The following is a 14,190-nucleotide window of genomic DNA, read 5'->3' on the forward strand; positions in this document are numbered from 1 at the left end:
TCCCCATGGCCGTCAAGAAACGAGGTCTCGGACGTGGACTGGATGCACTGCTGAGTGGTCCGACGGTCAGCGCGCTGGAAGAACAAGCCGCGCAGGCCGACACCCGCGAACTGCAACACCTGCCGCTGGACCTGCTGCAGCGCGGCAAATATCAGCCGCGCCGTGACATGGACCCGCAGGCCCTGGAAGAGCTGGCGCAGTCGATCAAGGCCCAAGGCGTGATGCAGCCGATCGTGGTGCGCCCGATTGGCGGCGGTCGGTTTGAGATCATTGCCGGTGAACGCCGCTGGCGCGCCAGTCAGCAGGCCGGGCAGGAAACCATCCCGGCGATGGTTCGCGATGTGCCGGATGAAACCGCCATTGCGATTGCGCTGATCGAGAACATCCAGCGTGAAGACCTCAATCCGATCGAAGAAGCCGTCGCCTTGCAGCGCTTGCAGCAGGAATTCCAGCTGACTCAGCAGCAGGTCGCCGAGGCTGTGGGTAAGTCGCGGGTGACTGTGGCTAACCTGTTGCGACTTATTGCACTGCCTGAAGTGATCAAGACGATGCTGTCGCACGGTGACCTGGAAATGGGTCACGCGCGTGCCTTGCTCGGTCTGCCGGACAATCAGCAGGTCGAAGGGGCGCGACATGTTGTCGCACGAGGGCTGACTGTGCGCCAAACCGAGGCACTGGTTCGCCAGTGGTTGAGTGGCAAACCGGAGCCTGTGGAAGCTGCAAAACCCGACCCGGACATCGCTCGCCTCGAGCAGCGTTTGGCCGAGCGCCTAGGCTCTGCGGTGCAGATTCGCCATGGCAAGAAGGGCAAAGGCCAATTGGTGATTGGTTATAACTCGCTCGACGAGCTTCAAGGTGTGCTCGCACACATCCGCTGAAACATTTCCTCATGTAGCGCGCAGTCGGAAATCACTACCTGACAGTTGAATAGGGGCAGAACCGCCCCTATACTCTGCGCGCATTTTGTCGGCACAAATTATGCCAAGTTATTGAATTTCGGCAGCCGACCATTGGAGAGCAACTGTGATGGAAACCCGCACGCCAAACCGCTTGCCTTTCCATCGCCTGGCGGTTTTTCCGGTGTTGATGGCTCAATTTGTCATTCTGCTCATTGCCGCTTTGGCGCTCTGGCAATGGCACGGAGTCGTTGCCGGATACTCGGGACTTTGCGGAGGCCTGATAGCCTTGCTGCCCAATGTTTATTTCGCTCACAGGGCATTTCGGTTTTCCGGCGCCCGAGCAGCCCAGTCCATCGTCCGGTCATTTTATGCCGGCGAGGCAGGCAAACTTATTTTGACGGCAGTGCTGTTTGCACTGTTGTTCGCAGGTGTGAAGCCACTGGCGCCGATCGAAGTATTCGGCGTGTTCGTGCTGACGCAGTCGGTCAGCTGGTTCGCTCCCCTGCTGATGAGAACAAGACTTTCGAGACCTTAGGGCGTTTGAGGCAACCATGGCAGAGACAACCGCTTCGGGCTATATCCAGCACCACTTGCAGAACCTGACTTTCGGTCAGCTACCCAACGGCGGCTGGGGCTTTGCCCACACCGCAGCAGAGGCCAAGGAAATGGGCTTCTGGGCTTTCCACGTCGATACCCTCGGCTGGTCGGTCGCGCTGGGTCTGATCTTCGTTCTTCTTTTCCGCATGGCGGCAAAGAAAGCGACGTCGGGTCAGCCGGGTGCCTTGCAGAACTTCGTTGAAGTATTGGTCGAATTCGTCGATGGCAGCGTGAAAGACAGCTTCCATGGCCGTAGCCCGGTGATTGCACCGCTGGCGCTGACCATCTTCGTCTGGGTGTTCCTGATGAACGCCGTCGACCTGGTACCGGTCGACTGGATTCCTCAACTGGCCATCCTGATCTCCGGCGATGCCCACATCCCATTCCGCGCCGTGTCGACTACCGACCCGAACGCGACTCTGGGCATGGCGTTCTCGGTGTTCGCACTGATCATTTTCTACAGCATCAAGGTCAAGGGCATCGGCGGCTTCATCGGCGAACTGACCCTGCACCCGTTCGGCAGCAAGAACATCTTCGTTCAGGCCCTGCTGATCCCGGTGAACTTCCTGCTGGAATTCGTCACCCTGATCGCCAAGCCGATCTCTCTGGCTCTGCGTCTGTTCGGCAACATGTATGCCGGCGAGCTGGTGTTCATTCTGATCGCTGTGATGTTCGGCAGCGGCCTGCTCTGGCTCAGCGGCCTGGGCGTTGTTCTGCAGTGGGCGTGGGCAGTGTTCCACATCCTGATCATCACCCTGCAGGCGTTCATCTTCATGATGCTGACCATCGTCTACCTGTCGATGGCGCACGAAGAAAACCATTAAGACCAGTCTCGACTAGTCTGATGTTCCTCCCGGTCAAACGGGAGGGAGCTCCTTGCGGGGCAGCTGAAACGATTTGTTTTACCGCTTTAATCTAAAAAACCTAAACCATACGACGTAAAAGTCGGGAGGAAAGATGGAAACTGTAGTTGGTCTAACCGCTATCGCTGTTGCACTGTTGATCGGCCTGGGCGCACTGGGTACCGCAATTGGTTTCGGCCTGCTGGGCGGCAAGTTCCTGGAAGGCGCAGCGCGTCAGCCAGAAATGGTTCCAATGCTGCAAGTGAAAATGTTCATCGTTGCCGGTCTGCTCGACGCCGTAACCATGATCGGTGTTGGTATCGCTCTGTTCTTCACCTTTGCGAACCCGTTCGTTGGTCAGATCGCTGGCTGATTACTCGGATCTTCCGGGTAATTTGGTGTGATGGACAACGTAACTGCGAGGTGTTGGCGTGAACATTAATGCGACCCTGATTGGCCAGTCCGTTGCGTTCCTGATTTTTGTACTGTTCTGCATGAAGTATGTATGGCCTCCGGTCATCGCTGCTCTGCACGAACGTCAAAAGAAGATCGCTGATGGTCTGGACGCTGCCAGCCGTGCAGCTCGCGACCTGGAGTTGGCCCAAGAGAAAGCGGGTCAGCAACTGCGCGAAGCGAAAGCTCAGGCAGCTGAAATCATCGAGCAAGCCAAGAAACGCGGTAACCAGATCGTCGAAGAGGCTGTTGAAAAAGCCCGTATCGACGCTGACCGTGTGAAGGTTCAGGCTCAAGCCGAGATCGAACAGGAACTGAACAGCGTCAAAGACAAGCTGCGTGCCCAAGTGGGCTTGCTGGCTGTTGGCGGCGCCGAGAAGATCCTGGGTGCCACAATCGATCAAAACGCGCACGCAGAGCTGGTTAACCAACTGGCTGCTGAAATCTAAGCGAGGGCGATCATGGCAGAACTGACCACGTTGGCCCGACCTTACGCTAAGGCGGCCTTCGAGCACGCTCAGGCCCACCAGCAACTGGCCAATTGGTCAGCCATGCTCGGCCTGGCAGCAGCGGTGTCGCAAGACGACACCCTGCAGCGCGTGCTCAAGGCCCCGCGACTGACGAGCGCAGAAAAGGCCGCCACGTTCATTGACGTGTGCGGCGACAAGTTTGATGAAAAGGCACGCAATTTCATCAACGTCGTTGCCGAAAACGACCGTCTCCTGCTTCTGCCGGAGATCGCTGCTCTATTCGACCTGTACAAGGCCGAACAAGAGAAATCGGTAGACGTTGAAGTAACCAGTGCATTTGCATTGAACCAAGAACAGCAAGACAAACTCGCCAAGGTTCTCAGTGCACGACTCAACCGGGAAGTGCGCCTGCAAGTTGCGGAGGACGCTGCCTTGATTGGTGGTGTCGTGATCCGCGCCGGCGACCTGGTTATCGATGGCTCGATTCGCGGCAAAATCGCGAAACTTGCCGAAGCATTGAAATCTTGAGTTTGAAGGGGCAGCAGAGCAATGCAGCAACTCAATCCTTCCGAAATAAGTGAAATTATCAAGGGCCGCATCGACAAGCTCGATGTGACCTCCCAAGCCCGTAACGAAGGCACTGTCGTCAGCGTATCTGACGGCATCGTGCGGATTCACGGTCTGGCCGACGTCATGTACGGCGAGATGATCGAGTTTCCGGGCGGCGTCTACGGTATGGCCCTCAACCTGGAGCAGGACTCCGTAGGTGCCGTGGTATTGGGCTCCTACCAGTCGCTGGCTGAAGGCATGAGCGCCAAGTGCACCGGCCGCATCCTCGAAGTTCCTGTTGGTAAGGAATTGCTGGGCCGCGTAGTCGATGCTCTGGGTAACCCTGTTGACGGCAAAGGTCCACTGGGCAACACCGAGACCGACGCGGTCGAGAAAGTTGCTCCAGGCGTGATCTGGCGTAAGTCGGTAGACCAGCCTGTACAGACTGGCTACAAGGCTGTCGATGCCATGATCCCTGTCGGCCGTGGCCAGCGTGAGCTGATCATCGGTGACCGTCAGATCGGTAAAACCGCTCTGGCGATCGACGCGATCATCAACCAGAAAAACAGCGGCATTTTCTGCGTCTACGTAGCCATCGGTCAGAAGCAATCGACCATCGCCAACGTGGTTCGCAAGCTGGAAGAAAACGGCGCCCTGGCCAACACGATCATCGTGGCTGCCAGTGCTTCGGAATCTCCTGCGCTGCAATTCCTGGCACCGTACTCCGGTTGCACCATGGGTGAATTCTTCCGCGACCGCGGTGAAGACGCGCTGATCGTTTATGACGATCTGTCCAAGCAGGCAGTGGCTTACCGCCAGATCTCCCTGCTGCTGCGCCGTCCACCAGGTCGTGAAGCTTACCCAGGCGACGTGTTCTATCTCCACTCCCGTCTGCTGGAGCGCGCATCCCGCGTTTCGGAAGAATACGTAGAGAAGTTCACCAACGGCGCAGTGACCGGCAAAACCGGTTCCCTGACCGCACTGCCGATCATCGAAACCCAGGCTGGCGACGTTTCCGCGTTCGTTCCGACCAACGTGATTTCCATCACCGACGGTCAGATCTTCCTGGAATCGGCCATGTTCAACTCGGGCATCCGCCCTGCAGTGAACGCCGGTGTTTCGGTATCCCGTGTGGGTGGTGCCGCTCAGACCAAGATCATCAAGAAGCTCTCCGGTGGTATCCGTACCGCTCTGGCTCAGTACCGTGAACTGGCGGCATTCGCCCAGTTCGCTTCTGACCTGGACGAAGCGACCCGCAAGCAACTTGAGCATGGTCAGCGCGTTACCGAGCTGATGAAGCAGAAGCAATACGCACCAATGTCGATTGCTGACATGGCGCTGTCGCTGTATGCCGCTGAGCGTGGGTTCCTGACTGACATTGAAATCGCCAAGGTCGGCAGCTTCGAACAAGCGCTGATCGCTTTCTTCAACCGCGATCACGCCGATTTGATGGCCAAGATCAACGTTAAAGGTGACTTCAATGACGAAATCGACGCTGGCATGAAAGCCGGTATCGAGAAGTTCAAGGCCACCCAAACCTGGTAAGCCGCAGCGGGAGCCGCGAGGCTCCCGCTTGCTAACCTGATAGGTGTTACATGGCAGGCGCAAAAGAGATTCGCAGTAAGATTGCGAGCATCAAAAGCACGCAAAAGATTACCAGCGCCATGGAAAAAGTGGCGGTCAGCAAAATGCGCAAGGCACAAATGCGCATGGCTGCTAGCCGTCCTTATGCGGAGCGTATCCGCCAGGTAATTGGGCATCTGGCCAACGCCAACCCGGAATACCGCCACCCGTTCATGATCGACCGCGAAATCAAGCGCGTCGGTTATGTCGTCGTGAGCAGTGACCGTGGTCTGTGCGGCGGCTTGAACACCAACCTGTTCAAGGCCCTGGTCAAGGACATGGCGGTAAACCGCGAAAACGGCGTCGAGATTGATCTGTGTGTAGTCGGTAGCAAGGGTGCGGCCTTTTTCCGCAACTTCGGCGGTAACGTCGTTGCAGCTATCAGCCACCTGGGTGAAGAGCCGTCGATCAATGATCTGATCGGCAGCGTCAAGGTGATGCTGGATGCCTACCTGGACGGCCGTATCGACCGCCTGTCCGTGGTGTCCAACAAGTTCATCAACACCATGACGCAACAGCCTACCGTGGAGCAGTTGATTCCACTGGTGGCAACCCCGGATCAGGATCTCAAGCACCACTGGGACTATCTCTACGAACCGGACGCCAAAGAGCTGCTTGACGGCTTGATGGTCCGTTACGTCGAGTCGCAGGTCTACCAGGCGGTGGTCGAGAACAACGCGGCTGAACAGGCTGCGCGGATGATCGCGATGAAGAACGCTACCGACAACGCCGGTGATTTGATCAGCGATTTGCAGCTGATCTACAACAAGGCGCGTCAGGCTGCGATCACCCAAGAGATCTCGGAAATCGTCGGCGGCGCTGCCGCGGTTTAACGGTTCAAATATTCAGAGGATCCAGCTATGAGTAGCGGACGTATCGTTCAAATCATCGGCGCCGTTATCGACGTGGAATTTCCACGCGACAGCGTACCGAGCATCTACAACGCGCTGACTGTACAAAGCGCGGCCGCAACCACCCTGGAAGTTCAGCAGCAGCTGGGCGACGGCGTGGTGCGTACCATTGCGATGGGTTCCACCGAGGGCTTGAAGCGCGGTCTGGAAGTCACCGACTCTGGCGCAGCCATCTCCGTACCGGTCGGTAAAGCGACCCTGGGCCGGATCATGGACGTCCTCGGTAACCCGATCGACGAAGCTGGCCCGATCGACACCGAAGAGCGCTGGGGCATTCACCGCGCAGCACCTTCGTTCGCCGAGCAAGCAGGCGGCAACGACCTGCTGGAAACCGGCATCAAGGTTATCGACCTGGTCTGCCCGTTCGCCAAGGGCGGTAAAGTCGGTCTATTCGGTGGTGCCGGTGTAGGCAAAACCGTAAACATGATGGAACTGATCCGTAACATCGCCATCGAGCACAGCGGTTATTCCGTGTTCGCCGGTGTGGGTGAGCGTACTCGTGAGGGTAACGACTTCTACCACGAGATGAAGGACTCCAACGTTCTGGACAAAGTGGCGCTGGTTTACGGTCAGATGAACGAGCCGCCGGGAAACCGTCTGCGCGTAGCACTGACCGGCCTGACCATGGCCGAGAAGTTCCGTGACGAAGGTAACGACGTTCTGCTGTTCGTCGACAACATCTATCGTTACACCCTGGCCGGTACTGAAGTATCCGCACTGCTGGGCCGTATGCCTTCGGCAGTAGGTTACCAGCCGACCCTGGCTGAAGAGATGGGCGTTCTGCAAGAACGTATCACTTCGACCAAGGAAGGTTCGATCACCTCGATCCAAGCGGTATACGTACCTGCGGACGACTTGACCGACCCGTCGCCAGCGACCACCTTCGCCCACTTGGACGCCACCGTCGTTCTGTCCCGTGACATCGCTTCCTTGGGTATCTACCCAGCGGTAGATCCACTGGATTCGACTTCGCGTCAGCTGGACCCGAACGTGATTGGTCAGGACCACTACGACACCGCTCGCGGCGTTCAGTACGTTCTGCAGCGTTACAAAGAGCTGAAAGACATCATCGCGATCCTGGGTATGGACGAGCTGTCGGAAGCCGACAAACAGTTGGTTAACCGTGCTCGTAAGATCCAGCGCTTCTTGTCGCAGCCGTTCTTCGTGGCTGAAGTCTTCACCGGTGCTTCGGGTAAATACGTTTCCCTGAAAGACACCATTGCTGGCTTCAAAGGCATCCTCAACGGTGACTACGACCACCTGCCAGAACAAGCGTTCTACATGGTTGGCGGCATCGAAGAAGCGATCGAGAAAGCCAAGAAACTGTAATCCCGGCGCCCGGCAACGGGCGCTAATTTAGGTTGAGGCAATCAGATGGCTATGACAGTCCATTGCGATATCGTCAGCGCGGAAGGGGAAATCTTTTCCGGCCTGGTCGAGATGGTGATTGCGCACGGTGCACTGGGTGATCTTGGTATCGCTCTGGGTCACGCGCCGCTGATCACTAATCTCAAGCCGGGTCCGATCCGCCTGATCAAGCAAGGCGGGGAAGCCGAGGTGTTCTACATCTCCGGTGGTTTCCTCGAGGTTCAGCCGAACATGGTCAAGGTACTTGCCGATACCGTGCAACGTGCCGCCGACCTGGATGAAGCTCAGGCTCAGGCAGCTCTCAAGGCTGCCGAGAATGCCCTGAACGAAAAAGGCGCGGACTTCGATTACGGCGCCGCTGCCACACGTCTGGCCGAGGCTGCAGCCCAGCTGCGCACCGTCCAGCAGATCCGCAAGAAGTTTGGCGGTTAATCCGTCAGCCGCTTGTTGTGCGATTGATAAAAAAGGGTAGCCTCGGCTACCCTTTTTTCTTTTCCGAATTCCCACAAACCGGTCGCAGTTGCTGACCACCCAGGATTGGTAGCCAGTCATGTCTCTCGAAATCGTTATCCTCGCGGCCGGTCAAGGCACTCGCATGCGTTCGGCGCTGCCCAAAGTGCTGCACCCGATTGCCGGCAACTCCATGCTCGGCCATGTTATCCACAGCGCTCGGCAACTTGATCCACAGCGCATTCACGTGGTGATCGGTCACGGTGCCGATGTGGTGCGTGAGCGTCTGGCAGCTGATGATCTGAATTTCGTGTTGCAGGACAAGCAACTGGGCACTGGCCATGCCACCGCCCAGGCGGTGCCGTTCATTGACGCCGACACTGTGCTGATTCTTTACGGCGATGTGCCGCTGATTGAAGTGGAAACCCTGCAACGTCTGCTCAAGCATGTCGTGCCGGGCCAGATGGGTTTGCTCACTGTCGAGCTGGATGACCCGACCGGTTACGGCCGCATCGTGCGTGATGCTGACGGCAAGGTCGCGGCAATCGTCGAGCATAAAGACGCCAGCGAAGCGCAACGTGCGATCACCGAAGGCAACACCGGCATCCTCGCTGTGCCAGCCGATCGTCTGGCTGACTGGATGAGTCGCCTCTCGAACAATAACGCGCAGGGCGAGTACTACCTCACCGACGTGATCGAAATGGCGGTCAGCGATGGTTTGGTCGTGGCTACCGAACAACCGCACGACCCGATGGAAGTGCAGGGCGCCAATGATCGCAAGCAGCTCTCTGAACTGGAGCGTCATTACCAGTTGCGCGCCGGCCGTCGCCTTATGACTCAGGGCGTGACCCTGCGTGACCCGGCGCGTTTCGATGTGCGTGGCGAAGTCAGCGTAGGCCGCGATGTGCTGATCGACATCAACGTGATCCTCGAAGGCAAGGTGATTATCGAAGACGACGTAGAGATCGGTCCGAACTGCGTGATCAAGGACAGTACCCTGCGCAAAGGCGTGGTAATCAAGGCCAACAGTCATATCGAAGGTGCCATTCTCGGTGAAGGCAGCGACGCCGGTCCCTTCGCGCGTTTGCGCCCGGGCACTGTGCTCGAAGCGCGCGCCCATGTCGGTAACTTCGTTGAGCTGAAAAATGCTCACATGGGCGAAGGTGCCAAGGCTGGCCACCTGACCTATCTGGGCGATGCCGAAATCGGCGCACGCACGAACATCGGCGCCGGCACCATCACCTGCAACTACGATGGCGCGAACAAGTGGAAAACCGTTTTGGGCGCTGATGTGTTCATCGGTTCCAACAACTCGCTGGTTGCCCCTGTGGATATCTCCAACGGTGCAACCACTGCGGCCGGATCGACCATCACGCAAAATGTGGATAACGCTCAGCTGGCGGTTGGCCGAGCCCGTCAGAAGAACATCGACGGCTGGAAGCGGCCGGAAAAAATCAAAAAATCCTGATTTATCCACAACCTCTTGTGGGAGCGAGCCTGTTCGCGAATGCGGTTTGTCAGTCACGTCTTCAGTGGCTGAGACTCCCTTTCGCGAGCGGGCTCGCTCCCACAGTCATTTCAATCTTTCTGAATTTTTCTCCCCGCGTCTTGACGGCAACCTTTCGATAGAGTTTCATTGCTTGCGTTATCTTTCGAATCGAAACTTAAGCCGCCATGTCCAAACGCAACACACCTCAGCGTCGTCATAACATCCTCGCCTTGCTCAATGAGCAGGGCGAAGTCAGTGTCGATGAGCTGGCCAAGCGTTTCGAAACTTCCGAAGTTACGATTCGCAAGGATCTTGCCGCGCTGGAAACCCATGGTCTTTTGCTGCGTCGTTACGGCGGAGCGATCACCATGCCGCAAGAGCTGGTCGCAGAAACGGCGCAGAGTATTTCCAAGTACAAGCAGGCGATCGCCCGCGCGGCGGTCAAACGCATCCGCGAGCACGCGCGCATCATCATCGACAGCGGCAGCACCACCGCCGCAATGATTCCCGAACTGGGCCAGCAACCGGGCCTGGTGGTGATGACCAACTCGCTGCATGTCGCCAATGCCTTGAGCGAACTGGAACACGAGCCAGTGCTGCTGATGACCGGCGGCACCTGGGATCCGCACTCGGAATCCTTTCAGGGCCAGGTCGCCGAGCAAGTACTACGCTCCTACGACTTCGACCAACTGTTCATCGGCGCCGACGGCATCGATCTGGTGCGCGGCACCACCACCTTCAATGAACTGCTCGGTCTCAGCCGGGTGATGGCCGACGTTGCGCGAGAAGTCATCGTCATGGTCGAAGCCGACAAGATTGGTCGCAAGATTCCCAACCTGGAGCTGCCCTGGAGCAGCATCCATACCCTCATTACCGATGATCGCCTGTCTGTCGAGGCACGCGATCAGCTTCAGGCCCGCGGGATCACTTTGATCTGTGCGGCTGTCAGTCAGGAGAAATAACCATGTGTGGCATTGTCGGCGCAGTAGCTGAACGTAATATCACCGCCATCCTTCTCGAAGGCCTGAAGCGCCTCGAATACCGCGGCTATGACAGCGCCGGTGTGGCGGTTTATACCAACGACCAGACCCTGGAGCGCATGCGCCGTCCGGGCAAGGTCAGCGAACTGGAAACCGCACTGGCCGAACAGCCGCTGGCCGGCCGTCTTGGTATCGCCCACACCCGTTGGGCGACCCATGGCGCGCCGTGCGAGCGCAACGCTCACCCGCATTTTTCCGGTGACATTGCAGTGGTGCACAATGGCATCATCGAGAACCACGAAGCCCTGCGCGAACAACTCAAAGCCTTGGGTTACTCGTTCAGCTCGGACACCGACACCGAAGTCATCGCGCACCTGCTGACCCACAAGCTCAAGGACCAACCGGACCTGACTGCCGCGCTCAAAGCGACCGTCAAGGAGCTGCATGGCGCCTACGGTCTGGCAGTGATCAACGCACAGCAACCGGATCGTCTGGTCGCCGCGCGCAGTGGCAGTCCATTGGTGATCGGCCTGGGCCTGGGCGAGAACTTCCTCGCTTCCGACCAACTCGCTCTGCGTCAGGTCACTGATCGCTTCATGTACCTGGAAGAAGGCGATATCGCTGAAATCCGTCGCGACAGCGTGCAGATCTGGGACGTAAACGGCAACGCTGTCGAGCGCCAGACCGTGCAGTACACCGACGGTGCCGAAGCCGCCGACAAGGGCGAGTTCCGCCACTACATGCTCAAGGAAATCCACGAACAACCGGCCGTGGTCCAGCGCACCCTCGAAGGTCGCCTGGGCAACAATCAAGTGCTGGTTGAGGCCTTCGGTCCGCAAGCTGCCGAGCTGTTTGCCAAAGTGCGCAATGTGCAGATCGTCGCCTGCGGCACCAGTTATCACGCCGGTATGGTCGCGCGCTACTGGCTCGAGGAACTGGCCGGCATCCCGTGCCAGGTCGAAGTCGCCAGCGAATTCCGTTATCGCAAAGTGGTGGTGCAGCCGGACACGCTGTTCGTGACCATCTCGCAGTCCGGTGAAACCGCTGACACCCTCGCGGCGCTGCGCAATGCCAAGGAGCTGGGCTTCCTCGCCAGCCTGGCGATCTGCAACGTCGGCATCAGCTCGCTGGTGCGCGAATCCGATCTGACCCTGTTGACCCAGGCCGGCCGCGAAATCGGCGTGGCCTCGACCAAAGCCTTCACCACGCAACTGGTCGGCCTGTTGCTGCTGACCCTGTCGCTGGGTCAGGTGCGCGGCACTCTGGCTAACGGCGTCGAAGCCACACTCGTCGAAGAACTGCGTCGCCTGCCGACCCGTCTCGGCGAAGCGCTGGCGATGGACAGCACCGTGGAAAAAATCGCCGAGCTGTTTGCCGAGAAAAACCACACCCTGTTCCTCGGCCGTGGTGCGCAATTCCCGGTCGCGATGGAAGGTGCCTTGAAGCTCAAGGAAATCTCCTACATCCATGCCGAAGCCTACCCGGCCGGCGAGCTCAAACACGGGCCGCTGGCACTTGTGGATAACGACATGCCGGTGGTCACTGTCGCACCGAACAACGAACTGCTGGAAAAGCTCAAATCCAACCTGCAGGAAGTCCGCGCTCGCGGCGGCGAGTTGATCGTGTTCGCGGATGAGAAGGCTGCGATGACCAACGGCGAAGGTACCCACGTGGTGCAAATGCCGCACATCCACGACATTCTCTCGCCGATCCTTTATACGATCCCGTTGCAACTGTTGTCGTACTACGTCGCCGTGCTCAAGGGCACCGACGTTGATCAACCGCGCAACCTGGCGAAATCGGTCACTGTGGAATAAGTTATCCACCGTTGATCTAAGCTCTCCCACAATCGCAGCCTCGGCTGCGATTGTCGTATCCGCCGCCGAGGAATCCCATGGACCGCTTTCAGGAAATGCAGATCTTCGTTGTCGTCGCCCAGGAGCAAGGCTTTTCGGCGGCGTCGCGGCGTCTGGGGCTGTCGGCGGCGAGTGTCACCCGGGCGGTGGCGGCGCTGGAGCAGCATATCGGTACACAGTTACTGGTGCGTACCACGCGCACCGTGCATCTCACCGAAGCCGGGCAACGTTACTGCGATGACTGCCGGCGGATTCTTGCCGAAGTGCAGGAGGCCGAGGATTCGGCGGCAGGCAGCCATGCCTTGCCGCGCGGGCAGTTGACGATTACTGCGCCGGTGCTGTTCGGCGATCTGTTCGTGACGCCAGTGATGGCCGATTACCTTTGTCGCTACCCGGAGGTATCGATCAATGCGCTGTTGCTGGACCGGGTCGTCAACATGGTCGAGGAGGGCATTGATGTCGCGGTGCGTATCGGTGAGCTGCCGGACAGCAATCAGCATGCAATCCGCGTCGGGGAAGTGCGACGGGTGATTTGCGCTTCGCCGACGTTTCTGGCTGAACACGGCCGACCGGAGCATCCGCAGGCCTTGGCCGGGTTGCCGGTGGTGGCGACGTCGGCGATCGGGCAGCAACGCAACTGGCCGTTTCTCGACGGCAGTGAAGCCTTTAGCGTGCGCACCGAACCGCGCCTGACCGTCACGGCCAATCAGTCGGCGATCACCGCCGCGCGCAAAGGCCTGGGTCTGACGCGAGTGCTGTCCTATCAAGTGGCGGACAAAGTCGCGGCGGGGGAGCTGGAAATCGTCCTCGCCGAGTTTGAATTGCCGCCGTTGCCGATCCATGTGGTGTATCAAGGCGGGCGCAAGGCACCGGCGCGGATCCGCAGTTTTGTCGACTTCGCCGTGAAGGCGCTGCGCGAGCATCCGGCCTTGAGCGCAGCGGCGTTATTGCACGAGATGAAATAATCGATTGCAGCGGCTGGTTATTCTGTTGTTCCGGCAACCCATAGATGATGACTCCATCGGCGCGCTCATTCCCGTAGCGACGTCACTTTTCAGCGGAGTCGACCATGCAAGCGATCAAACTCTACAACTTCCCACGTTCCGGCCACGCCCACCGCGTCGAGTTGATGCTGTCGCTGCTGCAACTGCCGACCGAGCTGATCTTCGTCGATCTGGCCAAAGGTGAGCACAAGCAACCGCAGTACCTGGCGATCAACAGCTTTGGTCAGGTGCCGGCAATTGATGACGACGGCGTGGTGCTGGCTGATTCCAACGCGATTCTGGTTTATCTGGCGCAGAAATATGGCAACGGACGCTGGCTGCCGACCGACCCGGTGGGCGCAGCGCGTGTGCAGCGCTGGCTGTCGGCAGCGGCGGGACCGATTGCGTTTGGCCCGGCGGCGGCACGCCTGATCACGGTGTTTGGTGCGCAACTGAATGCCGAGGAAGTCATTGGCCGTGCGCACAACCTGCTCAAGGTCATGGAACTGGAGTTGGGCAAAACTGCATATCTGGCGGGCGAAGAGCCGACCATCGCTGACGTGTCTGCCTACAGCTACATCGCACATGCGCCGGAGGGCAATGTCTCGCTGGATGACTACGCCAACGTTCGCGCCTGGCTGACACGGATCGAAGCCTTGCCGGGTTTTGTCGCAATGCCGCGCACGGTGGCCGGGTTGCAGAAAACCGCGTGACCTCCAC

The 14,190-nt window shown here is 58.6% G+C and carries 15 protein-coding genes; all 15 read left to right on the forward strand.

From position 1 onward, the window contains the following. Nucleotides 1–5: 5 nt before the first annotated feature. The 15 genes from JWU58_RS00630 to JWU58_RS00700 all read left to right on the forward strand — a co-directional run bounded on the left by JWU58_RS00630 (nt 6) and on the right by JWU58_RS00700 (nt 14,183). Nucleotides 6–878: a ParB/RepB/Spo0J family partition protein gene (locus JWU58_RS00630; RefSeq protein WP_007960777.1), complete on the forward strand. Its 873-nt coding sequence runs from the start codon at nt 6–8 to the stop codon at nt 876–878. A 148-nt stretch (nt 879–1,026) separates the two neighbouring features. Beyond that, a complete protein-coding gene (locus tag JWU58_RS00635) occupies nt 1,027–1,434 on the forward strand; it encodes a F0F1 ATP synthase subunit I (protein ID WP_206421327.1) in 408 nt (135 codons plus the stop codon). Nucleotides 1,435–1,450: 16 nt separating this feature from the next. After that, nucleotides 1,451–2,320 carry a F0F1 ATP synthase subunit A gene (atpB, locus tag JWU58_RS00640; RefSeq protein WP_016772402.1) on the forward strand — a complete coding sequence of 290 codons (870 nt, stop codon included), beginning with the start codon at nt 1,451–1,453 and terminating at the stop codon, nt 2,318–2,320. A 133-nt stretch (nt 2,321–2,453) separates the two neighbouring features. Continuing rightward, nucleotides 2,454–2,711 (forward strand): F0F1 ATP synthase subunit C, encoded by a 258-nt coding sequence (gene atpE / locus JWU58_RS00645; RefSeq protein WP_003097235.1) that lies wholly within the window; start codon nt 2,454–2,456, stop codon nt 2,709–2,711. Nucleotides 2,712–2,769: 58 nt separating this feature from the next. Continuing rightward, on the forward strand, nt 2,770–3,240 hold the full coding sequence (locus JWU58_RS00650; RefSeq protein WP_016772403.1) for a F0F1 ATP synthase subunit B: 471 nt from the start codon (nt 2,770–2,772) through the stop codon (nt 3,238–3,240). Nucleotides 3,241–3,252: 12 nt separating this feature from the next. Further along, nucleotides 3,253–3,789, forward strand: coding sequence for a F0F1 ATP synthase subunit delta (locus JWU58_RS00655; protein ID WP_016772404.1), 537 nt, complete (start codon nt 3,253–3,255; stop codon nt 3,787–3,789). Between the two features lie 21 nt (nt 3,790–3,810). Continuing rightward, nucleotides 3,811–5,355, forward strand: coding sequence for a F0F1 ATP synthase subunit alpha (atpA, locus tag JWU58_RS00660; RefSeq protein ID WP_206421328.1), 1,545 nt, complete (start codon nt 3,811–3,813; stop codon nt 5,353–5,355). Nucleotides 5,356–5,405: 50 nt separating this feature from the next. Beyond that, entirely contained in the window at nt 5,406–6,266 is an 861-nt protein-coding gene (atpG, locus tag JWU58_RS00665; RefSeq protein ID WP_007911960.1) for a F0F1 ATP synthase subunit gamma, read from the forward strand. 27 nt (nt 6,267–6,293) lie between these two features. Further along, on the forward strand, nt 6,294–7,673 hold the full coding sequence (gene atpD / locus JWU58_RS00670) for a F0F1 ATP synthase subunit beta (RefSeq protein WP_016772406.1): 1,380 nt from the start codon (nt 6,294–6,296) through the stop codon (nt 7,671–7,673). A 45-nt stretch (nt 7,674–7,718) separates the two neighbouring features. After that, nucleotides 7,719–8,144, forward strand: coding sequence for a F0F1 ATP synthase subunit epsilon (locus tag JWU58_RS00675; protein WP_016772407.1), 426 nt, complete (start codon nt 7,719–7,721; stop codon nt 8,142–8,144). 118 nt (nt 8,145–8,262) lie between these two features. After that, complete coding sequence (gene glmU, locus JWU58_RS00680; RefSeq protein ID WP_123441910.1) at nt 8,263–9,630, forward strand: bifunctional UDP-N-acetylglucosamine diphosphorylase/glucosamine-1-phosphate N-acetyltransferase GlmU; 1,368 nt, start codon at nt 8,263–8,265, stop codon at nt 9,628–9,630. 206 nt (nt 9,631–9,836) lie between these two features. Continuing rightward, nucleotides 9,837–10,613 (forward strand): DeoR/GlpR family DNA-binding transcription regulator, encoded by a 777-nt coding sequence (locus JWU58_RS00685; protein ID WP_016772409.1) that lies wholly within the window; start codon nt 9,837–9,839, stop codon nt 10,611–10,613. Between the two features lie 2 nt (nt 10,614–10,615). Beyond that, nucleotides 10,616–12,448: a glutamine--fructose-6-phosphate transaminase (isomerizing) gene (glmS, locus tag JWU58_RS00690; RefSeq protein ID WP_206421329.1), complete on the forward strand. Its 1,833-nt coding sequence runs from the start codon at nt 10,616–10,618 to the stop codon at nt 12,446–12,448. Between the two features lie 77 nt (nt 12,449–12,525). Continuing rightward, nucleotides 12,526–13,452 (forward strand): LysR family transcriptional regulator, encoded by a 927-nt coding sequence (locus JWU58_RS00695; RefSeq protein WP_125916961.1) that lies wholly within the window; start codon nt 12,526–12,528, stop codon nt 13,450–13,452. 104 nt (nt 13,453–13,556) lie between these two features. Beyond that, nucleotides 13,557–14,183, forward strand: coding sequence for a glutathione S-transferase family protein (locus tag JWU58_RS00700; protein WP_122612821.1), 627 nt, complete (start codon nt 13,557–13,559; stop codon nt 14,181–14,183). The last annotated feature ends 7 nt before the right edge of the window (nt 14,184–14,190 follow it).

It is taken from the genome of Pseudomonas atacamensis (assembly GCF_017167965.1).
GTDB classification, from domain to species: Bacteria; Pseudomonadota; Gammaproteobacteria; order Pseudomonadales; family Pseudomonadaceae; genus Aquipseudomonas; species Aquipseudomonas atacamensis.

Coding starts and splice junctions, on each gene's coding strand:
- JWU58_RS00630 (WP_007960777.1), top strand. CDS start 6: ATGGCCGTCAAGAAACGAGGTCTCGGACGTGGACTGGATGCACTGCTG.
- JWU58_RS00635 (WP_206421327.1), top strand. CDS start 1,027: ATGGAAACCCGCACGCCAAACCGCTTGCCTTTCCATCGCCTGGCGGTT.
- atpB (WP_016772402.1), top strand. CDS start 1,451: ATGGCAGAGACAACCGCTTCGGGCTATATCCAGCACCACTTGCAGAAC.
- atpE (WP_003097235.1), top strand. CDS start 2,454: ATGGAAACTGTAGTTGGTCTAACCGCTATCGCTGTTGCACTGTTGATC.
- JWU58_RS00655 (WP_016772404.1), top strand. CDS start 3,253: ATGGCAGAACTGACCACGTTGGCCCGACCTTACGCTAAGGCGGCCTTC.
- atpA (WP_206421328.1), top strand. CDS start 3,811: ATGCAGCAACTCAATCCTTCCGAAATAAGTGAAATTATCAAGGGCCGC.
- atpG (WP_007911960.1), top strand. CDS start 5,406: ATGGCAGGCGCAAAAGAGATTCGCAGTAAGATTGCGAGCATCAAAAGC.
- atpD (WP_016772406.1), top strand. CDS start 6,294: ATGAGTAGCGGACGTATCGTTCAAATCATCGGCGCCGTTATCGACGTG.
- JWU58_RS00675 (WP_016772407.1), top strand. CDS start 7,719: ATGGCTATGACAGTCCATTGCGATATCGTCAGCGCGGAAGGGGAAATC.
- glmU (WP_123441910.1), top strand. CDS start 8,263: ATGTCTCTCGAAATCGTTATCCTCGCGGCCGGTCAAGGCACTCGCATG.
- JWU58_RS00685 (WP_016772409.1), top strand. CDS start 9,837: ATGTCCAAACGCAACACACCTCAGCGTCGTCATAACATCCTCGCCTTG.
- glmS (WP_206421329.1), top strand. CDS start 10,616: ATGTGTGGCATTGTCGGCGCAGTAGCTGAACGTAATATCACCGCCATC.
- JWU58_RS00695 (WP_125916961.1), top strand. CDS start 12,526: ATGGACCGCTTTCAGGAAATGCAGATCTTCGTTGTCGTCGCCCAGGAG.
- JWU58_RS00700 (WP_122612821.1), top strand. CDS start 13,557: ATGCAAGCGATCAAACTCTACAACTTCCCACGTTCCGGCCACGCCCAC.